A 19,038-nucleotide genomic window follows, 5' to 3' on the forward strand; every position below is an offset into this window, starting at 1 on the left:
TCGCGAGAGATCTCGGGCATGAAAACGCAAACCCTCGGCCTCGTGGCCGCCGCGGCGCTCCTGGCCGGAGCGGCCCGCGCCGAAGAGCCGCGCCTGAACCAGATCCAGGTTCTGGGCACGCACAACAGCTATTCCCAGGGCGTCGATCCCAAGCTGCTGGCCCTGGCCGACGCGGCGATCGGAACCAAGATGGCGACCTTCGCCGAACGGATGCCGCCCGAGATGAAGAAGGAGTGGGAAGAGTACCACCCCCACTTCACCAGCATGAGCGAGGCGCTCAGCTACCGCTTTCCGTCGCTGACCGCCCAGCTCGACGCGGGCCTGCGCAGCCTGGAGCTGGACATCAACAACGATCCGCAAGGCGGGCGCTACGCCCACCCGGCCGGCTACGCGGCCCTGCGCGCGCGGGGCGTGCCCAACGGCGCCATGCTGCCCTACGACGCGACCGACATGGAAAAGCCCGGCCTGAAGGTCTTCCACGTCGCCGATCTCGACGTGCGCTCCAGCTGCAACCTGTTCGCCACCTGTCTGAGGCAACTGCGCGCCTGGTCGGACGCGCATCCCGATCACGCGCCGATCTTCATCCTGGTCGAGGCCAAGAGCGACCCGGTGCCGCTGTTCCCCAACGCCGCGCCGCCGCTGCCGTTCGACAGCGCCGCGTTCAACGAGATGGACAGGTCGATCTTCGAGATCATCGGCCGCGACAAGCTGGTGACGCCCGACGATGTGCGCGGCGACTATCCCACGCTCGAGACGGCGGTGCTGGCCCATCACTGGCCGACGCTGGGCAAGGCCCGCGGCAAGTTCGTCTTCCTGCTGCTGACCGCCCTCGATCCCGCCGCGCTCGCCGCCTATCACCAGGGGCACGAGAATCTGGAGGGTCGCGCGGCCTTCCTGCGCGCCACGCCGGGCCAGAGCTACGCGGCCTTCCTGCTGCTCGACAACGCCACGATGCGGGCCAAGGAAATCCCCGAACGCGTCAGGCAGGGCTATCTGGTCCGCGCCCGCGCCGACATCGAGACCTACGAGGCCAAGCTCAACGACCTCAGCCGCGCCAACCAGGCGTTCGCGAGCGGCGCCCAGATCGTCTCGACGGACTTCTACAAGCCGGGTAACACCTACGGCACCGACTATGTCGTGCGCCTGCCCGGCGGCGGCGAAGCGCGCTGCAACCCGATCAACGCGCCGAAGGCGTGCGACCTTGGGGCGGCGCGATAGGCCGGCGAAGCGGGGGCGCGTTCGCCGCGATCCGCCTTTCGCCGGCGCCGTGATAGGGTCGGCTTAGGGAGAACTCATGCGATACATCGCCCTTATCGACGGCGCGCCCGGCGCCTACGGCGCGGTCATCCCCGACTGTCCGGGCTGCACCGCCATGGGGGACACTGTCGATGAGGCCTTGGACAATGCTGGCGCAGCCCTCCGCGATTGGATGGAGCACTACGACGCTCGCAATGGCGCGCGGCCCGAAGCTCGGTCCATCGAGGCGATCCGGACCGCGCACGCACAAGAGCTTTCAGCCGGCGCCGTCCTGGCGTCCGTGGCCCTGGACCCGCGAACGCCAAGCACACCTGGGCGCGATAACGGTTGAGAGATGGAGGCCCGGCCCGGAATCGAACCGGGGTGCACGGATTTGCAGTCCGCTGCGTCACCACTCCGCCACCGGGCCATCCGGGGTCGACGCAAATCACGTCGGCGGGGGAGGGGGTTCGATACAGGAGCGCTGGCGGGGCCGCAACTCGAATTTGGCCCGCCGCTTTCGCCCGGATCGCTGGACGATCCGGGCGTTGCGCCTTCCGCGTTCGGCTTAGAACGACTTGCGGATGCTGGCGTAGAGATACCGGCCGTAGGGCTGGTACATCGAGGCCAGATAGCCGTTCGACGACACCGGCGGCGCCTCGTTGGTCAGGTTGCGGACGCCCAGCTTCAGGCGGGTGTTGGCCGCCCAGCCCTTGGTGAAGGCGTACTGACCGTAGACGTTGGCGGTGATCTGCGAGGCGATGATCCACGGAGCGCCGGTCGAGTCGATCAGGCCCGTGTCGTCGACGTCCGAGATGTACTGGGTGAACACCCCGGCCGAGAACTGCTCCAGGCGCCAGCTCAGGGCGGCGGTCCACTTCCAGTCCGGCTTGCCGTTCTGGCGGACATAGCTGCCGCCGCCGGTGATGTTGGTGCCGGCGTTGATCTTGCCCGCCGAGCGCGCCGAGAGCAGTTCGGCGATCTGCGGCGAGGGCTGCTGGTAGAACTTGATCAGGTGGGCGCCGTTGACGCTGAGGTCGAAGTCGCCGAACGGCGTGCCGTGCTTGCGCCACATCAGGCCGATGTCGACGCCGCGCGCCTCCTGCGGCAGGGTGTTGACGTACTGGTCCTTGACGTAGAGCACCGTTCCCACCGGGGCCAGGCCCGTGCCGTTGAAGGCGGCCACGTCGTCGCTGGTCGGGGCGGCGCGTACCACGTTCGGGTTGCTCGAGCCGCCCTGCCGCAGCAGGTAGTCGAGGATCAGGGCGTTACCCTCGCCGAACAGGCCGACGATGCCCTTCTGCTTCACGCGCCAGTAGTCGGTGGTCAGGGTGAAGTCGCCGAACGCCGAGGGGATGAACTTCGGCTGGAAGACGAAGCCGAAGCCCATGGTTTCGGAGTCTTCCGGCTTCAGGTCCGGATTGCCCGACCGCTGGGCCTGGACGCTGAGCGAGCGGCTGCAGTTGCTGAAGCTGGCGATGCGGCCGGCGCGCAGGTCGGCCTCGCAGCGCACCCAGTCCGTGCGCGTGTTGGCGCGGGTGACGACGGTGGCGTTGATCTGTTCCAGGTTCGGGGCCTTGAAGCCTTGAGCCCATGAACCGCGGACGCGGAAGCCGTCGATCAGGTCCCAGGCGAGCGCCACCTTCGGCTTGGCCACCGAACCGACGTCGCTGTACTTCTCGGCGCGGCCGGCCAGTTGCAGTTCGACATTGCGGACCAGCGGAATGCCCATCTCGGGCGAGATCACCGGCACGGCGAACTCGAGATAGGCCGAGGTGACCTTGCGCGAGCCCTTGGTGTCGGGCGACGGGCTGGTGCCCACCATGTCGCTGAGATAGGTCAGGCCCGTGACCGCGTTGGTGTAGGTGATCGTGCCGTCGACATGGGCGTCGCGGTCGTCGTGCTGGGTTTCGCGACGCCATTCGACGCCCGAGGCCACCCCGACATCGCCGGCGGGGAGGTGGAAGAGGTCGGCCTTCGAGAGGCGGAAGTCCCACGAGGCCAGCGAGCTCGTGCTCTCGCGCTTGGCCTTGAAGCGGATCGCGTCGAGCGCGGCTTGGCTGCTGGGCGCGCCGTCGCCGACGCTGGTGTTGGCCAGATTGCCGCCGTTGAACGGGTTGTAGGCGTCCGACGTCGACAGGGCGAGTTGCTTCTGCACGGCCGTGGCGCTGATGCCGTCCGAGACGTCCTTGACCTTGGCTTCGGAGTAGAGCAGCGCCGACTCCCACTTCCAGCCCAGGAGTTCGCCGCGCAGGCCCGCCAGGAAGCGGGTCTGGGCGTTGGTGACGTCGACCTGCTGCTTGCCCGCGTCGACGAAGTTGTAGCTGGTCAGGGTGACGTTCAGGCCCGTGGCGGGCGCGGTCGTGCCGGCCAGGCGATTGGGATTGGCCGCGCCGCTGGCGAAGGTGACCGGGCCGAACGGGTTCCAGTAGTTCGACGTCGGAACGGTCAGCACCTGGGCCGAGCTCGTGGTCGTCGGCGCTTGGAAGGCGCGGGTCTTGGCGTGGTAGACGCCGACCTCGCCGAAGGCGGTGATGTGGTCGGTGATCTCATAGTTGCCGGTGGTGAAGACGTTCAGCCGCTTCAGCGCCGGCATGGTCGTGATGCCGCTGGCGGCGGCGTCGTAGCGCAGGTCGCGATCCTCGGCCGAGGTGGCCGGGGCCCCGTTCTGGATGCTGATGCCCGGACCGACGCTGACCAGGCTGCCGGGATAGGTCGACGGCTGGATGTGGAAGGCGCCGCCCGTGCTGGTGATGAGCGTCGTGCCGATCCGCACCGCCGACGAGGCGGTGAAGCTGCCCCACGGCGTGATCGTGCCGCGGTTGTCCAACGCCGTCGCGCCGTCGAAGCGGGTGGCGGTGAAGAGCACGCGCTTGTCGGCCGACCGGGTGTAGGGCTGATCCAGGGATTGCAGCGCCGTGCGTTGGTCGTAGGCCAGGAACACCGTGACGTTGCCGCGCGCGAAGTTGTGGCCGAAGAGGCCGTTGAACTCATATTCCTTCAGGTGCGTGCCGTGGGCGGCGCCATATTGCGCCTCCATGTCGACGCCGTCGAAATTGTCCTTCAGCACGGTGTTGACCACACCGGCCACGGCGTCGGTGCCGTAGATCGCCGCGGCGCCGTCCCGCAGGACCTCCAGGCGCTTGAGGCCCGTCGTCGGGATGGCGTTGGTGTTGTAGGTGATGGTCGGGACCAGGCTCGTGCCGTCGGCCTGGCTGGTCGGGTGCGCCACGACGCGGCGGCCGTTCAGCAGCACCAGGGTGTTGCCCGAGCCGAGGTTGCGCAGGTTCACCGACCCGATGTCGCCGCGCGCCGAGTTGCTGCTGCCGGGCAGATAGGCGCTGTTGTAGTTGACGTCGCCCATCTGCGGGATGGCGCGGAAGAGGTCGTCGCCCGAGCTGGCGGCCACGGCGTCCAGCTGCTTGGAGTCGACGACGGTGACGGGCAGGGCGGCGGTGGCCTTGGCGCCTTCGATGCGCGAGCCGACGACGACGATTTCCTCGACGGTGCTGGCCTGGCTGGAGGCTTGCTGGGCGGCGGCTTGTCCGGCCCAGGCGCAAAGCGCCGAGGTCGCGAGCATGACGGCGCGAAGCGCGCGCGGATGGTTCATGGTTATTCCCCTCTTCTTGAAACCCGCCCCCGAGAGCGGGCCTTGTACGGAATGGCGCCCGACCTGGACGTGCCTCCCAAGGACAGCTTCGGGCGCGATCTTGTCGTCGCGGCCCGAGTCTTTTCCGGCCTAGTAGAAAGCCACGTTGTCGACTTCCATCCAGAGCTTTTCGCCGCCCTTGCGGCCGCCCATGAACTCGATCTCGGTAAGGTCCGAGCCGGTCCAATCGCCCTTGGCGCCGCGTTCGCCCGCGGCCTTCAGGGCCGAGAACGGGATTTCGACCGTCTTCCACGCCGCGCCCGCCGTGAACGGCGCGGACCAGCGGCCGCCGCTGGTGGTGACGCCCAGGGCGTAGTCGCCGTCGCCGCGCACCTCGAAGCGCACGCCCTGGAAGGCGCGGGCGTCGACCGGCTGGATCGAGCCCCGGGTCAGCGGGATGATCACGCCGGCATAAGGCTTGGCTTTCATCGACATCCTGGCGTTGATCGACAGCGCGTGACCCTGGTCGCCGCGCGAGATCAGCTGGCTGATCTCGACGGTGCGGTCGAGGCCGCCGTCCGGGTCGTCGGTGCGCAGGGTGTCGAGGCTGGAGCGGCCGTCGGCGCGCTCGAAGTCGTCGATCTGGGCCTTGGCCGGAACCGACGGCATCGCCGTGGCCTGGTTGGCGGTCATTGGCGCCGCGCCGGGGCCGAACACTAGCTTGCCGTCGATGAACACGCGGTCGGTCTTGCGGACGTCGCCGATCGTCTTCCAGGGCTCGCCCTTGATCAGCACCAGGTCCGCGCGCTTGCCGACCTCGATCGTGCCGCGATCGTCGAGCTGGTTGATGACCTTGGCGCTCAGCGCGGTGCCGGCCATCAGCGCCTCGGTCGGCGTCAGGCCCGCGCGCACCAGGAGCTCCATCTCGTGCAGGGTCGAGACGCCGTGCGGCGTGCCGGGCATGCCCGCGTCGGTGCCCAGCGCGATGGTCACGCCGGCGTCGTGCAGCATCTTGGCGTTGTGCAGCGCGTTGTCGAACTTCTTGAAGCTCTGTTTGACGTTCGGATTTTCGTCGGGGTCACGGGCGGGCTGGCCCGGCTTCACCGGTTCATAGACGGCCAGGGTGGGCGTGTCGGCCGTGCCGCCAGCCTTGATGGTCGCCACGGCCTCGGGCGTCAGCCGCCGGTCCTGCAGGCTGTGGGTGATGACGTCGACCTTCGAGCGGCCCGCGACCTCGCCGCGATCGACGGTGACCGTGTGGGTGAAGACCTTCAGATTGTTCTTGTGGGCCTCGTCGACCAGGGCGGTCAGGGTCCACTCGTCCATGCTGGTGTTGTCGGGCGCGACGCCATAGCGCCAGCCGTCGGTGAAGGCCTTGATCAGGTCGGGCTTGTAGGGGATCAGCGCCTTCACCGCCGCGCGGGCGGCCTCGGGCGTGTTCACCCACTTGGTGGTCGCCGTATCGGCCCAGTCGGCGCCGTGACCGCCGGGCGTGCTCATCCGGGCGGCGAAGTTGACGTGCGGCGCGACCAGGGTCGACAGCCATTGGCGGCGCGGGGCGTAGGACTCCGGCGCGGCGTTGAAGTCGCTGACGGTGGTGACGCCGGCCGAGACATAGGCGGTGGCGATCTGAGGCGTGGTGGCCGGAACGCCGCTCGGAGTCCAGTGGGTGTGCAGATCGAAGAAGCCGGGCAGCAGCGCCTCGCCCTTGGCGTCGATCACCTTGGCGCCCCGAGGAGCCTTCACGGTCGGCCCCACCTCGACGATGCGGCCGTCGCGAATGACGACATTGGCCGGATGCGGGGCCGCGCCCGTGGCGTCGAACACCGTCGCGCCGATGATGGCGATGGTCTCGCCTCCGGGCGTCTTGGCCGCCTTCGCGATGCCGAAGCCGAGGAGCCCCAAGGAACCGGCGAGCGCCGTCGCGGCCCACATATTCACTCGCGATGACCGCATGACGCTCGAACCCCCGAATCCGACAAACACTATCAGAACGACGGGTGAGACGAGCGTTTCCGCCATCGCCGCCGAGGCGACTTGGCGACTATCTTGAGACAAATTCGGCGTTTGGGACGCGTGTTAGGCGACGACTCGGGGTGGCTCCACCTTGGGCGGCGCTGGGCGCTCGGCTCGTGGCGCGTCGAACGCGCGCGGTTCGACCGAGCGACCGCGCACCCGCACCTCGGCGTGACCTGGCCAGGCGCGGGCCAGATCGCGCGCCTCGGTGATGGCCCGGCGACGGCCCGGGAAGAACAGCACCTCGCCCGTGGCGCCGATCTTCACGCACCAACCCCCGTCGTAGGGTGAGACGTCGAACAGACAGGTCATTCGAACCTCTATTCGGCGGCGTAGGCGAACGGCCCGCGTCGACCCCAGAGGCTCTGGCGGTAGGCGTCGAAACACTGCTCGCCGCAGATCATGCGCATGACCGCGCCTTCGGCGATGAAACGCGCGCGCGCGGGATCCTCCGACACCAGCGGAACCAGGGCCTCGGCGTTCCAGGCCTTGGAGTGTTCGATGTCGATCTGGGCGTGCAGCGCGAAGTACTTCCTGGCCTCCGGAGAAACGCCCAGCCGCTTGAGGCCCGCGTCGACGCGCGAGACCCGGGTCGGCGCCGTCAGCTCCACCGCGCCCAGCGCGCCGATCGACTGCCAGACATAGCGGCGGGTCGTGGCGAAGGCCGTCATGGTGTTGGCCAGGCACAGGGACTGCCAGAGCGTGTCGTCGATGGTCGGCGCCAGGCCCAGGATCGCCGTCGTGCGCGACAGCATCGGGCCGTGCATGCCGCGCATGGAGCCGCGCCCCATCTCGTCCCAGTAGTTCCGGGCGAGTTCCAGCTTGGCGCGGTCGGGGATCTTGACCTGGGTCAGGGCCACCAGATCGTCGAACCCCGCCTCGCCGGCGGCCTCCTGGGTCAGGAACCATTTCAGATCGTCGAGCGAGGCGTCCGCCTCCAGCCAGTCGAACAGCGCATCCCACTGGCCGGGGCCGTGGTCCTTCAGCGCCTCGAACCAGCCGATGAAGCCTTCTGGATCGGACGGGACGTCTTCGACCATCGGCGCCACGTGGCGCCGGAAGGCCTCGACGAACGCGCCTTCCAGCTGGCGCATCCTGAGGTCTTGATCGAGGTCTTCGCGCCAGGTTTCGGACGGCGCGGACGGCGCCAGCCGCACATGGTTCCAGTGCGCGAGCGCCTTGTGCAGCGCGTCGGCGTCCGGAACCGTCTGATCGAAGGCGCCAAGGTTGGAAAGTCGTTCGCCACCGTACACGGCGTCACTCCAAGGTCGTGGGGTTGAGAAGAGCGGCCAAGCCGCCCCCTCAAGTCGAGGGGCAAACGGCGGCCGATGGATTTGCGTTCCTGTGTCGAAATCGCGACTTAGGGTTTGGTCGTTCGCGAGGTTCAATCCGGCGGGCGGTCGTCGCCGTGTCCGAGCGTGGCCAGCAGCATGTCGAGACCCGCGTCCAGGCAGGCGATCCGCACCGCGCCCCGGCCGACGTCGCCAAAATGATGTTCAGTAACCGTCACCGGACCATCGCGGCGCGCCACCGCCAGAAAGACCAGGCCCGCTTCGTCGTCCGGCGCCCCTCGGCCGGCGAAGCCGGTGACCGATAGGGCGATGTCGGCTTCCGAGGCCCGCACCGCGCCCTCGGCCATGGCGCGCGCGACCGGGGCCGACACGGCGCCCTGGCTTTCGAGGAGCGTCGCGGGGACGCCCAGCACCTGCGCCTTGGCCTGGTCGGTATAGGTCACGAAGCCTCGCTCGAAAGCGTGCGCGCGGCCGTCGACGTCGGTCAGCACCGAGGCGAACAGTCCGCCGGTGCAGCTCTCGGCCGTGGCCAGGGTCAGGCTTTCGGCGCAGGCAATCCTCAGCACCGTTTCGACCTTGTGCTCGACGGCCGGCGGTAGGGTGGGCGACAGGGTTTCGGTCATGTCCGCGGCATGGTTGGTGTCGGTTCGGCCCCAACGCCGCGCCCGCTCGGAAGGCTCCCGACGGCGATCTGGGCCTTAGCAAAGGATAGAGTCGGGGCTCGCCCGGGGAGCGGCCGCCGCGTCCGGCCGTTGATTCACGCTCGTGATCAGGAGACGCGTATGACCGTTCCCCCCAACAACGCCGGCCGCTCGGGCAACGAAGCCGAGAAGCTTGGCGACTACACCGCGCTGGGCGGCGAGAAGAAGATCCAGAGAACCGGCGAGAAGTCCCGGGTGCGGGCCGGGCCGGACGGTCCCGACGCGACCGAGGTCGGCGACACCTTCAAGGGGCCGAAGGGCGACCCGGTCGAGGGCAAGCGCTAACGAGGTTCTGACTTCACGACGCTGATCTTGCCGCCGGCTTCCAGCGTCGCGAGCCGCGCGTCGGCGGGCGTCTCGGCCTGTTCGAGGCGGAGACCCTCGTCGAGGTCGGCGCGGCCGATGCCGTGACGGGTCATGGCTTGGTCATCGACCTCGCCGTTCCGGACCAACACCACCGGCGCGCCCTTTATCAGGGCGGCGACCGCGCCCCAGCGCAGGCTGGCCATGGCCAGCAGCCTGTGCAGGACGACGACCACCAGCGTCGCGGCCAGTCCGCCGACGAAGGGCGCCTTGCCGGTCATGCAGCGGCTGAGGTTCGAGCCGATGACGATGGCCACCACGATGTCGAGCGGGGCCATCTGCGAGAAGGTCCGCCGCCCGGCGATGCGGATGCACAGAAGCCCGAACGGCAGCAGGATCAAGGCCCGGGCGCAGAGCTGCCAGACCGCGGCCCCGCCCGTGTCGGGACCGATCAGTGGTCGGAGTATTTCCATCCCCCTCTAACGCCGCCGGCTTCGAACCGTTCGCCGGCGCTGGGCCGGCGAACGGAAGGCGCTCGTCAGGGCGCGGAGGTGGGTCCGGTCGAGGCCGGCGCGTCTCGAGCGCTGAGGCTGCCGCCCATGCCGGCGCCGGGCTGACGGCCGCCCAGGACCAGCGCGGCGACGGCCAGCGCGATGAGAAGGCCCAGCACGACCAGGATCATATTGGTGTTGCGGCGACGTCGCGGCGTGGAATTGGCGTTCGGCTCCTGCCCGATCTTGGGATCTTGCTGTACGGCGGCCATGGATGTCTCCTGTTCGAGGGAGAAGGGCCAACGTCGCGCGCCGGGGCGTGTTTCGGGCCGTGTCCTTTGCGCGCCGACAAGCATGTCCTATGTTGCTGCATCGCCTCGGAAACGAGGCGAGGTTCGCCGCATGATCTCGGCGTTTCCCGTTGTCACCGTTCTGAGGATCGAGCCGCTGGACGGCTGTTGGGTCCTGCTGTGCCGGCAGAACGCTCTGGCGCAGATCTTCCGTTCCGGCGCCGAGGCCGAGCGGCAGGCGCGGCGGCAGGCCCGGACCTTGGCGCGTTGCGGCTTCGCGCCGCGACTGACCATCGTCGATCGCGCCGGCCAAGTGACCCAGGTCAGGCTCTGAAGCAGACAGGCTCGCTTTCAAACGTCTAGAGCGTGCCAGCCGCCGAAACCGCTCACACTTTCGGCTATCACGCTCAGTCCGCGTCGGTCTGCAGCACGCTGCGTCTCGGCGTGAACGGGAAGCTGATCTCGCAGCGCACGCCGCCCGGCGCGAAGGCGAGGCTGCCGGTCCCCATGAGTTCGTAGGGCACGCGCTGCTCGATCAGCACGGCGCCGAACCCGGTCCGTCGCGGCGCGGCGACGGCGATCCTGACGCCGCTTTCCCGCCAGCGAAATTCCAGCCAGTCGGCTCCGTCGCGCATCGCGATCCGCCAGTCGATGGTCAGGCGCCCCCCTCCGGTGGCGAGGGCGCCGTATTTCGTGGCGTTGGTGGCCAGTTCGTGGACGGCCAAGGTCATGACCTCCGCGGCCTTGGGCGGCAGAAGGACTTCCGGGCCCTCGACCGCGATACGGTCGTCGTCGGCCACCTGCGCCAGCAGCTCGTCGCGGACCAGGCCCTCGAGATCGACCCCGCTTGCCGCTCCTCGGGTCAGAAGCACCTGGGTGCGCGCCAAGGCCGCGAGCCGCCCGTCCAGGTGGGCGGACAGATAGTCGACGCTATCGCTGGTCTCGGCGGTGCGGCTGACGATCGAGCGGATCACCGCCAGGATGTTGCGCACCCGATGCTGCAGCTCCGCGACGATCAGGTTCCGCGCCTGAGCCGCTCGGCCGCGATCATGCGCCTCGACCAGGATCAGCAGGGCGCCCATCACCGCGCCCGCTTCGTCGCGCACCGGCGAGCACGATAGGATGAAGCCGCCGTTCTCTCCGCCGTCGTCGCGGCGCAGGGGCAGGACGTTGTCCTCCAGGGTCACGGTCGCGCCGCGCCACGCGTTGTCGACGGCCGGCGCCACGATCGCCCTGGCCGGCTCCAGGGCGCCCAGTCCCGATCGTCCCAGGTCGTCTCGAGGCCCCAGAAGATCGGCATAGGCGTCATTGTAGAGGGCGACCGCCTCGCGGCCCGCCCAGAGCACCGCGGGAAATCCGCAGCCCAGCATCACGTCGGCGGCGGTCTTCAGGCTTTGCGGCCACGCCGCGCGCGCGCCGATGGCCGTGGCGGCCCAGTCGAAATCTTGAATGCGCCGGGCCATGCCGGGCGAGGATACTTCGCCGCTCTGAACCCGCATGTCCTTCCAGCCTGCTATGCCCGGCGGTCGGCGCTTTAGGGCGGGACCGGATGAAGGCGATAACGCGAAGCGTCTTAAATCGCCACACGGGAACGAACGCGCGGGGCCTCCGCGCGTTTCAACCTACGCGGCGCAGGGTCTATCAGATGATAAAGACCCGGGCGGGGCTCGCTGCTAGGGACGGAAGTGAGCAACAATGACTGTGATGTCCACGCCATATACCGCCGGAGCGCGCGCTCCATGCTAGGCGCCCCCGCGCAGAGGGCGATCGAGAAGGTCTATGTCCGAAGGCTCAGGCGCTTCGGTCCGATGCAAGACGATGACGTCTCCGCGCTGGAGGCGCGGCTGGGGCGGATGGAGGCCTACGCCGCCGGCAAGGACCTGGAGCTGACGACCTCTCCGCCGATGTTCCTGCTCTCGGGATGGGCCTGCCTGGCGCACTCTCTGCGGGACGGCCGGCGCCAGATCCTAGCGTTCGTGCTGCCGGGCGACGGGATCGGTTTCGACCTTCTGACCCGCTCGCAGCGGTCGGTCGAGGTCCTGGCGCTGACGCCGCTCAAGGTTCGCTATGCCCAGCCGGGCTTCGTGGCGGGCGCGGAGCGGCTCAGCCGGGTCTTCGCCGGCGCGGCGGCCGCTCAGCAGGGCCGCATGATCGACCACATGGTCCGGCTCGGTCGGCAGACCGCCCTGGAGCGCATGGCGCACCTGCTGCTCGAGTTGCACGCCCGACTGGCCGAGATCGGCGAGACGCGGGGCGAGAGTTTCCATCTGCCGATCAAGCAGGAGATCCTCGCCGACGCCCTCGGGCTCAGCCTGGTCCACGTCAACCGCACGCTGCAGCAGATGCGCCGCGAGGGCCTGATCGACATGCGGGGCTCGCAGATGACTCTGCTGGATCGCGCGGCCCTGGAGGCGGCCTCCGACCAGAGCTCCTAGCCGATAAACATAGGTTATTTGGGGCTTTGCGCCGCTCTCCTATGGCTGCCTCTCGACAGGTTCGGGGCGACGAATGGCGGACGGATTGCGAGGACTGGCGGTGCTGATCGTCGAGGACGAGTTCTATCTCGCCGACGATCTGGCGTTCGCCGTGATCAGCGCCGGAGCCAGCGTCTGCGGCCCGCATGGGCGGGTCGATGACGCGCTTCGCGCCCTGGACGCGGGCGAGGTCGTGGACCTGGCGGTGCTGGACATCGATCTCTTCGGCGAGCGCGTGTTTCCGGTGGCCGACCGGCTTCGCGGACGCGGCGCGCCGTTCCTGTTCGCCACGGGGTACGACCACGAGATCATCCCCGACCGCTTCCGCGACGCTCCGAGGCTGGAGAAGCCGTTCGCGGTCGAGGCCGTCGTCGCCGTCCTGGAGGCGCTGAGCAGCCTCGGCTGACCCGCGTTCAGGCCGCGGTCGGCAGGCGGACGGTGAAGGTGCTGCCCTGGTTCTCGCCGGCGCTGTCGACCGTGATCACCCCGCCGTGCAGCGCCACGAGCTGCTTGACCAGCGCCAGGCCGATGCCGAGACCGCCCTGGGCCTTGCCGAGGTGGTCTTCGACCTGGGCGAAGATCTCGAAAATCTTGCTCTGCATGTCGACGGGAACGCCGACCCCGGTGTCGGCGACGGTGATCGTCGCCCAGCCGTCGCGCGCCGCCGCCGACAGCGACACCGTCCCGCCGGTCGGCGTGTATTTGGCGGCGTTGTTCAGCAGGTTCGAGACGATCTGCGCCAGTCGCGTATGGTCCGCGTCCAGCCAGACCGGTTCGGCGGGCAGGTCGGTGATGAAGGCGTGCTCTCCGGCGTCGAGGTTGTGCTGGCTGGCGTCGATCGCCGAGCGGAGCACCTCGCCCAGCTCGATCCGAGCCTTCTTCAGCACGATCTTGCCCTGGCTGACGCGCGAGACGTCGAGCAGGTCGTCGACCAGGTGGCTCAGGTGGTCCAGCATCCGCTCCATGCGCGCGCGGATGTCTCGGGCGCGCTCGGGCGGAACGTCCTTGTTCAGCAGGTGCAGGCCGCCGCTTAGGGCCGCCACGGGGTTGCGCAGCTCGTGGGCCAGCACGGCCAGGAAGCTGTCCTTGTGGCGGTCGGCGCGGCGCAGGGCCTGGGCGGCGGCTTCCAGCTCGTCGCGCTGGGCTTCGATCTGACGGCGCTGCTCGTAGAGATCGAAGAACACATTGGCCTTGCTGCGCAGGATATGGGCCTCGATCGGCTTCTGGATGAAGTCGACCGCGCCGGCCTCGTAGCCGCGGAAGCGCCGCTGGCTGCTGGCGGCGCCCGCCGTGACGAAGATGATCGGGATATGCCGCGCGCGCTCGCTGCCGCGCATGAACTCGGCCAGCTCGAAGCCGTCCATGCCGGGCATCTGCACGTCGAGCAGAGCCAGGGCGACCTCGTGCACCAGCAGGAGCTCCAGCGCCTCCTCGCCCGATCGCGCCTTCAGGCAGGTCAGGCCCTCGCGCTGCAGCAGGGCTTCCAGGGCCAGCAGGTTCTCCTCCAGGTCGTCGACCAGCAGGAAGTTGATCGGCTTGTCCGCGTGAGTCATGCGACCCCCAAACTCGCTAGATAGGACGCGATGGCGTCCAGGGTCATGGTCGTCGCGGCGGGACACGCGTCGCGCGCGGCGGCCGGCATGGCGGTCGCGTAGGCCTCGGCCTTGTCTTGAACGATGGCCACGCCGCCCGCGTCGCACACGGCGCGAAGCCCCCGGGCGCCGTCGTGATTGGCCCCGGTCAGGATAACGCCGATCAGGCTCGCGCCATAGACGTCGGCGGCGCTCTCGAACAGGACGTCGATGGCCGGGCGGGAATAGTTGACCGCCTCGTCGGTGGAGAGCGCCAGGCCGCCGTCCGTCTCGACCAGCAGGTGGTAGTCGGAGGGGGCGAAATAGACGACGCCGGCGCTGATCGGCTCCTTGTCCTCGGCCTCCTTGACCGTCAGGCGGCACTTGGCCTGCAGCAAGGGGACGAGCACGTTGTCGCGATCGGCGGGGACGTGGACGACCACCAGCACGGGCAGCGGGAAGCTGGCGGGTAGGGCGGGCAGAATGGTCAGCAGCGCCTGCACCGCGCCGGCCGAGGCGCCGATGACGATCGCGGCGGGGGGCGGCCGGCTCACGGGTCGCGCCTCTGATAGATCTTCTCGCCCTCGACGAATTCGACGAAGGCGCCGGCGTGGGCGGAGAAGCGCAGGCTTTCCTTCGAGCCCAGGCCCAGGAAGCCCTTGCGCGTCAGGGAGTCGCGGAAGAGGCCGATCGCGCGGTCCTGCAACGGCCTGTCGAAATAGATCATCACGTTGCGACACGAGATCAGATGCATCTCGGCGAACACGGCGTCGGTCACGAGGCTGTGGTCGGAAAACACCACGCGGCTTCGCAGCGACTTGTCGAACGCCGCGCGGCCGTAGGCGGCGGTGTAGTAGTCCGACAGAGAGGACTTTCCGCCGGACTTCTGGTGGTTCTCGGTGAACTTGCGGATGCGGTCCAGCGCGTAGACCCCGGCCTCGGCCGCGGCCAGCGCCTCGGGATTGATGTCGGTCGCGTAGAAGATCGTCCGGTCGTACAGGCCTTCCTCGCGAAACAGGATGGCCAGCGAATAGACCTCCTCGCCCATGCTGCAGCCGGCGATCCAGACCTTCAGCGAGGGGTAGGTGCGAAGATGCGGCAACACCGTCTCGCGCAGGGCGCGGAAATAGGACGGGTCGCGGAACATCTCGCTGACCTGCACCGTCAGGAAGTCGAGCAGCCGCGGCAGCATGTTCGGATCGTGCAGCACGCGATCCTGCAAGGCGGAAATCGTAGGGAAGCCCAATTGCGCGCGGGCCTGGGCCAGCCGTCGCTTGATCGACGCCCGAGCATAATGGCGGAAGTCGTAGTGGTAACGCTGATGCAGCGCCTCCAGCAGGAGCTGAATCTCCAGGTCCTCGATCGAGTCCGACACCGGCTCTACCTCGGCATCCAGACGCGGACCAGCGACAGCAGCTTGTCCACGTCGATCGGCTTGGCCATGTAGTCGTTGGCCCCGGCGTCGATGCAGCGCTGCTGGTCGTCGGGCATGGCCTTGGCGGTCAGCATCAGGATGGGCAGCTTCGACCAGCGCGCGTCGCCGCGGATCTGGCGCGTGGCGGTCAGGCCGTCCATCACCGGCATCATCACGTCCATCAGGACCAGATCGATCGCGGCGGCCGGCTCCTCGGCCGATCGTGCGAGGGCGTCGATCGCCTCCTGGCCGTTGCGGGCGATCTCGATGATCGCGCCGCGCGGCTCCAGCACGTTGGTCAGCGAGTAGACGTTGCGGATGTCGTCCTCGACGATCAGGATCCGCCGGCCTTCCAGCACCGCGTCGCGATTGCGCGCCTTCTGGATCATCTTCTGCTGCTCGGGCGGCAGTTCCGAGACCACCTGGTGCAGGAACAGCGAGACCTCGTCGAGCAGCCGCTCGGGGGACTTGGCGTCCTTGATGATGATCGAACTGGAATAGCGGCGCAGGCGCTGCTCATCGTCGGGCGACAGGTCGTGGCCCGTATAGACGATGACCGGCGGGAAGCCGTGATCGCCTTCGCGGCTAAGGGTCTCCAGCAGCGAAAAGCCCGAGGCGTCCGGCAGGGACAGATCCAGCACCATGCAGTCGAAGGTCTGGTCCTTCAGCGCCTCAAGGCACTCGGCCGCCGTGCCGACGCCGACGGTCTCGACGTCGCCCGACGAGAGCAGCTTGCCGACCGCCTCGCGCTGCACCGCGTCGTCCTCGACGATCAGGACGCGCCGCACCCCGTTGGCGAGCTTGGCCTCCAGGGTCCGCAGCACCTCGGCCAGGGCGTCGCGCTGCACCGGTTTGACCAGGTAGCCGATGGCGCCCAGAGAGAGAGCCGTCTGGCTGTGATCCGCGCCGGAGACGACGTGGATGGGGATGTGGCGGGTCGCGTCGTCGCGCTTCAGGCGATCCAGAACCATCAGGCCGGACTCGTCGGGAAGGCCGACATCCAGGACCACGGCGCTGGGCTTGAAGTCGCGGGCCAGCTTCAGGGCCTCCTCGGCCGTGCCGGCCACCAGACACCGGAAGCCCAGTTCGCGCGCCAGATCGCGAACCACGCCGGCGAACGTGTCGTCGTCCTCGACCACCAGCAGCACGCGCCGGGCGCCCGCCGTCTGGTCGCGGTCGTCCTCGACGGTGCGGCGCAGCGGCGCGGCTTTCGCGGCGCGGCGCGGGGCGGACGGGGCTTGCGGACCCGCCGGGCGCGGCTCCTCGCGCGGCGCCACCTGGGCCGGATCATAGGTCACCGGCACGGTGACGGTGAAGGTGCTGCCTTGCCCCGGCGCGCTGTCGAGCGCGATCGAGCCGCCCAGCAGGCGGACCAGATGGCGCGAGATCGAAAGACCCAGGCCCGTGCCGCCATAGCGACGGCTGATGGTGCCGTCGGCCTGCCGGAAGGCCTCGAAAATGGCCTCCTGCTGCTCGGCCGACACGCCGATGCCCGTGTCCTTGACCGAGAAGGCCAGGCGGTCGGGGCCCGCCGGCGCGATGAGCAGGCGCACGCCGCCTTTCTCGGTGAACTTGAACGCGTTCGACAGCAGGTTCTTCAACACCTGCTCCAAGCGCTGGCGATCGGTCTCGATCACGCCCGGAGAGCCGGCGGCGACCTCGATCTCGAAAGCCAGCTCGCGGTTGTCGGCCACGGGGGCGAACAGCTGCTTCAGGTCGTTGGTCAGGCGCGAGAGCGCGACGCTTTCCGGCCGCACTTCCACATGACCCGCCTCGATCTTGGAGAGGTCGAGGATGTCGTTGATCAGGCTGAGGAGATCGTTGCCGGACGACTCGATGGTCTTGGCGAACTTGATCTGCTCGGCGGAAAGATTGCCCTGCGGATTGTCGCCCAGGAGCTTGGAGAGGATCAGCAGCGAGTTGAGCGGCGTGCGCAACTCATGGGACATGTTGGCCAGGAAGTCGGACTTGTACTGACTGGCCTGCTCCAGTTCGCGCGCCTTCAGCGCCACCGCCGCGCCGGTCCGTTCGAGATCGGCGCGCTGGGTCTCCAGGATCTGGGCCTGTTCCTCCAGTTGGCTGTTGGTCTGCTCGAGCTCGGCCTGCTGCTGTTCGAGACGGGTCTGGGACTCCTTCAGGGCCCGGCCTTGCTCTTCCAGTTCCTCGTTGGTGACCCGCAGTTCCTCGCTCTGGACCTGAAGTTCCTCGGCTTGGCGCTGAGTTTCTTCCAGCGCGTCCTGCAGGTCGGCGCGATAGCGGGCCGATCGCAGGCCGATGCCGATCGCGGCCGATGCCTGCTCCAGCAGCTCCAGCACCCGGTCATCGACCGGATGCAGGAAGCCCAGTTCGATGACGGCGTTGACGATCCCGTCGGCGCGCGTGGGCACGATCACGAGATGCCTGGGCTTATCCCGCCCCAGCGCCGAGCCGATGGTGATGTAGCCTTCGGGCACGTCGCGGATCAGCGTCGCGGCGCCTTCGGCGGCCACCTTGCCGAGCAAGCCCTCCTTCAGACCGAAACGTGTCGGCGTCTCCGCGTCGGCGGGAATGCCCAGGCTGGCGACGCGCCGGAAGACGCCGGCCTCGCCCTTGAACAGCGCGGCGGCCTGGAAATCCAGATACTTGGCCAGGAAGACCAGGATGTTGTCGGAAAGCGCCTCGACGGACTGGTCGCCCATCATCGCCTGGGCCAGTCCGACTTGACCCGCCTGCAGCCACTCGCCTCGCGCATGGGCGCGCGCGGCGCGACGGATCAGGTAGAAGACCACGACCGTCAGCGCCGCGCCGAGCAGGCTGGCCAGCACGCCGCTGAGCAGAGCGCTGCGGTAGGCCGCCTCCATCTCGGACAAGCGGATGTCGCGCAGCCGGTTTTCCTCGCGCCGCATCACCGAGACCTGCTGGCGGATCGCGTCCATCTCGGCCTTGCCGCGGTCGGTGTTGACCACCTCCAGCGCGGCGCGCTCCCCGTTCGAGCGGCGCAGCCTGACGGTTTCCTCCAGCTCTCCGAGCTTGGCCTGCACATGACGCCTCAAGACCGCCAGATTGGCTTGCTGCGTGGGGTTGTCGCGGGTGAGCGCGCCGACGGTGTCGAGGCGCGCGACCACATTCGAAACGGCGGCCTGATAAGGCTCCAGATAGCGGTCATTGCCTGTCAGAAGGTAGCCGCGTTGACCGGTCTCGGTGTCCTGCACGGTCGAGAACAGCTCGTCGATGGCCATCAGGACATCGTGCGAGTGCCAGATCTGCTGGCTGTTGGCCCGCAACATGGCGACGTTGCGATAGGCGACGACGCCGCTTCCCAGGAAGAACAACAGCACCATCGCCAAGCCCACGGCCGACCAGACCTCCATCCTGGACAGGGAGAGCGACAGGCGAGGTTTGGCGGTGGTCGACATGGCGAACTCGGAACCAGGGCGTCAGGCGTTGAAACTTATCGGCGAGGCGCGCACGGGGCGAGGGCGGCGATACGTGGCCGGCACACGCGGAGACGCCAGACGCGGTCCGCGACGCTCAGCATCATATGAATCCGCGCACGAAGTCCCCGAACACGCTCAAGCGCGTGGGTTTAAAACGCGCGACGATGGCGAAGGTTCCCGGCCTGGCCAAAAGACGCCGCCGGAACGCCTGGCCGGCTAAACAAGTTTAAGCGCCTCATCAAACG

General features: G+C 68.5%; 18 protein-coding genes and 1 tRNA gene. 6 read left to right on the forward strand and 13 right to left on the reverse strand.

Translation table 11 applies throughout. The features are described from left to right. The first annotated feature begins 18 nt into the window (after positions 1–18). Together Q0V34_RS03495 and Q0V34_RS03500 are read left to right on the forward strand one after the other, a co-directional pair. On the forward strand, positions 19–1,218 hold the full coding sequence (locus tag Q0V34_RS03495; RefSeq protein WP_297507787.1) for a phosphatidylinositol-specific phospholipase C1-like protein: 1,200 nt from the start codon (positions 19–21) through the stop codon (positions 1,216–1,218). A gap of 76 nt (positions 1,219–1,294) precedes the next feature. Next, positions 1,295–1,588: a type II toxin-antitoxin system HicB family antitoxin gene (locus tag Q0V34_RS03500; RefSeq protein ID WP_297507790.1), complete on the forward strand. Its 294-nt coding sequence runs from the start codon at positions 1,295–1,297 to the stop codon at positions 1,586–1,588. Positions 1,589–1,592: 4 nt separating this feature from the next. On the opposite strand, the gene Q0V34_RS03505 is transcribed toward Q0V34_RS03500, so the two are convergent. From Q0V34_RS03505 to Q0V34_RS03530, 6 genes are all read right to left on the reverse strand, one after another. Further along, positions 1,593–1,666 (reverse strand) — tRNA-Cys (locus Q0V34_RS03505). A gap of 138 nt (positions 1,667–1,804) precedes the next feature. After that, complete coding sequence (locus tag Q0V34_RS03510; RefSeq protein ID WP_297507792.1) at positions 1,805–4,846, reverse strand: TonB-dependent siderophore receptor; 3,042 nt, start codon at positions 4,844–4,846, stop codon at positions 1,805–1,807. Between the two features lie 129 nt (positions 4,847–4,975). Beyond that, positions 4,976–6,760 carry an amidohydrolase family protein gene (locus Q0V34_RS03515; protein ID WP_297507795.1) on the reverse strand — a complete coding sequence of 595 codons (1,785 nt, stop codon included), beginning with the start codon at positions 6,758–6,760 and terminating at the stop codon, positions 4,976–4,978. Between the two features lie 144 nt (positions 6,761–6,904). Next, on the reverse strand, positions 6,905–7,153 hold the full coding sequence (locus Q0V34_RS03520) for a DUF2188 domain-containing protein (protein WP_297507798.1): 249 nt from the start codon (positions 7,151–7,153) through the stop codon (positions 6,905–6,907). A gap of 8 nt (positions 7,154–7,161) precedes the next feature. After that, positions 7,162–8,094, reverse strand: coding sequence for an iron-containing redox enzyme family protein (locus tag Q0V34_RS03525; RefSeq protein ID WP_297507801.1), 933 nt, complete (start codon positions 8,092–8,094; stop codon positions 7,162–7,164). A gap of 131 nt (positions 8,095–8,225) precedes the next feature. Continuing rightward, complete coding sequence (locus tag Q0V34_RS03530; RefSeq protein ID WP_297507804.1) at positions 8,226–8,756, reverse strand: CinA family protein; 531 nt, start codon at positions 8,754–8,756, stop codon at positions 8,226–8,228. Positions 8,757–8,915: 159 nt separating this feature from the next. Here Q0V34_RS03530 and Q0V34_RS03535 point away from each other — a divergent pair, with 159 nt between their 5' ends. After that, entirely contained in the window at positions 8,916–9,119 is a 204-nt protein-coding gene (locus tag Q0V34_RS03535; protein WP_297507808.1) for a hypothetical protein, read from the forward strand. Here Q0V34_RS03535 and Q0V34_RS03540 read toward each other — a convergent pair. Together Q0V34_RS03540 and Q0V34_RS03545 are read right to left on the reverse strand one after the other, a co-directional pair. Continuing rightward, entirely contained in the window at positions 9,116–9,610 is a 495-nt protein-coding gene (locus tag Q0V34_RS03540) for a DUF421 domain-containing protein (protein ID WP_297507811.1), read from the reverse strand. The genes Q0V34_RS03535 and Q0V34_RS03540 overlap by 4 nt on opposite strands. 65 nt (positions 9,611–9,675) lie before the next feature. Beyond that, a complete protein-coding gene (locus Q0V34_RS03545) occupies positions 9,676–9,900 on the reverse strand; it encodes a hypothetical protein (RefSeq protein WP_297507814.1) in 225 nt (74 codons plus the stop codon). Between the two features lie 130 nt (positions 9,901–10,030). Between Q0V34_RS03545 and Q0V34_RS03550 the strand changes: the two genes are divergently transcribed. Further along, on the forward strand, positions 10,031–10,252 hold the full coding sequence (locus tag Q0V34_RS03550) for a hypothetical protein (protein WP_297507817.1): 222 nt from the start codon (positions 10,031–10,033) through the stop codon (positions 10,250–10,252). A gap of 73 nt (positions 10,253–10,325) precedes the next feature. Here the strand turns inward: Q0V34_RS03550 and Q0V34_RS03555 are convergent, their stop codons facing one another. Next, on the reverse strand, positions 10,326–11,381 hold the full coding sequence (locus Q0V34_RS03555) for a sensor histidine kinase (RefSeq protein ID WP_297507820.1): 1,056 nt from the start codon (positions 11,379–11,381) through the stop codon (positions 10,326–10,328). 345 nt (positions 11,382–11,726) lie between these two features. Here Q0V34_RS03555 and Q0V34_RS03560 point away from each other — a divergent pair, with 345 nt between their 5' ends. After that, on the forward strand, positions 11,727–12,353 hold the full coding sequence (locus Q0V34_RS03560) for a Crp/Fnr family transcriptional regulator (protein ID WP_297507823.1): 627 nt from the start codon (positions 11,727–11,729) through the stop codon (positions 12,351–12,353). A gap of 73 nt (positions 12,354–12,426) precedes the next feature. Continuing rightward, the gene (locus Q0V34_RS03565) at positions 12,427–12,798 is read left to right on the forward strand and encodes a response regulator (protein WP_297507826.1); all 372 of its coding nucleotides are present in this window, start codon (positions 12,427–12,429) and stop codon (positions 12,796–12,798) included. Positions 12,799–12,805: 7 nt separating this feature from the next. Here the strand turns inward: Q0V34_RS03565 and Q0V34_RS03570 are convergent, their stop codons facing one another. Genes Q0V34_RS03570 through Q0V34_RS03585 form a run of 4 tightly spaced genes read right to left on the reverse strand, consistent with a single transcriptional unit; the run spans position 12,806 to position 18,727 of the window. Beyond that, a complete protein-coding gene (locus tag Q0V34_RS03570) occupies positions 12,806–13,945 on the reverse strand; it encodes a hybrid sensor histidine kinase/response regulator (protein ID WP_297507829.1) in 1,140 nt (379 codons plus the stop codon). Beyond that, complete coding sequence (locus tag Q0V34_RS03575; RefSeq protein WP_297507832.1) at positions 13,942–14,517, reverse strand: chemotaxis protein CheB; 576 nt, start codon at positions 14,515–14,517, stop codon at positions 13,942–13,944. The genes Q0V34_RS03570 and Q0V34_RS03575 overlap by 4 nt, the downstream gene beginning before the upstream one ends. Continuing rightward, positions 14,514–15,338 (reverse strand): protein-glutamate O-methyltransferase CheR, encoded by an 825-nt coding sequence (locus Q0V34_RS03580; protein WP_297507835.1) that lies wholly within the window; start codon positions 15,336–15,338, stop codon positions 14,514–14,516. Before Q0V34_RS03580 ends, Q0V34_RS03575 begins: the two co-directional genes overlap by 4 nt. A 5-nt stretch (positions 15,339–15,343) precedes the next feature. Beyond that, entirely contained in the window at positions 15,344–18,727 is a 3,384-nt protein-coding gene (locus Q0V34_RS03585) for a response regulator (RefSeq protein WP_297508381.1), read from the reverse strand. Positions 18,728–19,038: the final 311 nt, after the last annotated feature.

The organism is uncultured Caulobacter sp. (assembly GCF_947036865.1).
In the GTDB taxonomy this organism is placed as follows: domain Bacteria; phylum Pseudomonadota; class Alphaproteobacteria; order Caulobacterales; family Caulobacteraceae; genus Caulobacter.

Coding starts and splice junctions, on each gene's coding strand:
- Q0V34_RS03545 (WP_297507814.1), bottom strand. CDS start 9,900: ATGGCCGCCGTACAGCAAGATCCCAAGATCGGGCAGGAGCCGAACGCC.
- Q0V34_RS03530 (WP_297507804.1), bottom strand. CDS start 8,756: ATGACCGAAACCCTGTCGCCCACCCTACCGCCGGCCGTCGAGCACAAG.
- Q0V34_RS03555 (WP_297507820.1), bottom strand. CDS start 11,381: ATGGCCCGGCGCATTCAAGATTTCGACTGGGCCGCCACGGCCATCGGC.
- Q0V34_RS03535 (WP_297507808.1), top strand. CDS start 8,916: ATGACCGTTCCCCCCAACAACGCCGGCCGCTCGGGCAACGAAGCCGAG.
- Q0V34_RS03565 (WP_297507826.1), top strand. CDS start 12,427: ATGGCGGACGGATTGCGAGGACTGGCGGTGCTGATCGTCGAGGACGAG.
- Q0V34_RS03515 (WP_297507795.1), bottom strand. CDS start 6,760: ATGTGGGCCGCGACGGCGCTCGCCGGTTCCTTGGGGCTCCTCGGCTTC.
- Q0V34_RS03500 (WP_297507790.1), top strand. CDS start 1,295: ATGCGATACATCGCCCTTATCGACGGCGCGCCCGGCGCCTACGGCGCG.
- Q0V34_RS03510 (WP_297507792.1), bottom strand. CDS start 4,846: ATGAACCATCCGCGCGCGCTTCGCGCCGTCATGCTCGCGACCTCGGCG.
- Q0V34_RS03540 (WP_297507811.1), bottom strand. CDS start 9,610: ATGGAAATACTCCGACCACTGATCGGTCCCGACACGGGCGGGGCCGCG.
- Q0V34_RS03495 (WP_297507787.1), top strand. CDS start 19: ATGAAAACGCAAACCCTCGGCCTCGTGGCCGCCGCGGCGCTCCTGGCC.
- Q0V34_RS03550 (WP_297507817.1), top strand. CDS start 10,031: ATGATCTCGGCGTTTCCCGTTGTCACCGTTCTGAGGATCGAGCCGCTG.
- Q0V34_RS03585 (WP_297508381.1), bottom strand. CDS start 18,727: ATGGAGGTCTGGTCGGCCGTGGGCTTGGCGATGGTGCTGTTGTTCTTC.
- Q0V34_RS03570 (WP_297507829.1), bottom strand. CDS start 13,945: ATGACTCACGCGGACAAGCCGATCAACTTCCTGCTGGTCGACGACCTG.
- Q0V34_RS03520 (WP_297507798.1), bottom strand. CDS start 7,153: ATGACCTGTCTGTTCGACGTCTCACCCTACGACGGGGGTTGGTGCGTG.
- Q0V34_RS03560 (WP_297507823.1), top strand. CDS start 11,727: ATGCAAGACGATGACGTCTCCGCGCTGGAGGCGCGGCTGGGGCGGATG.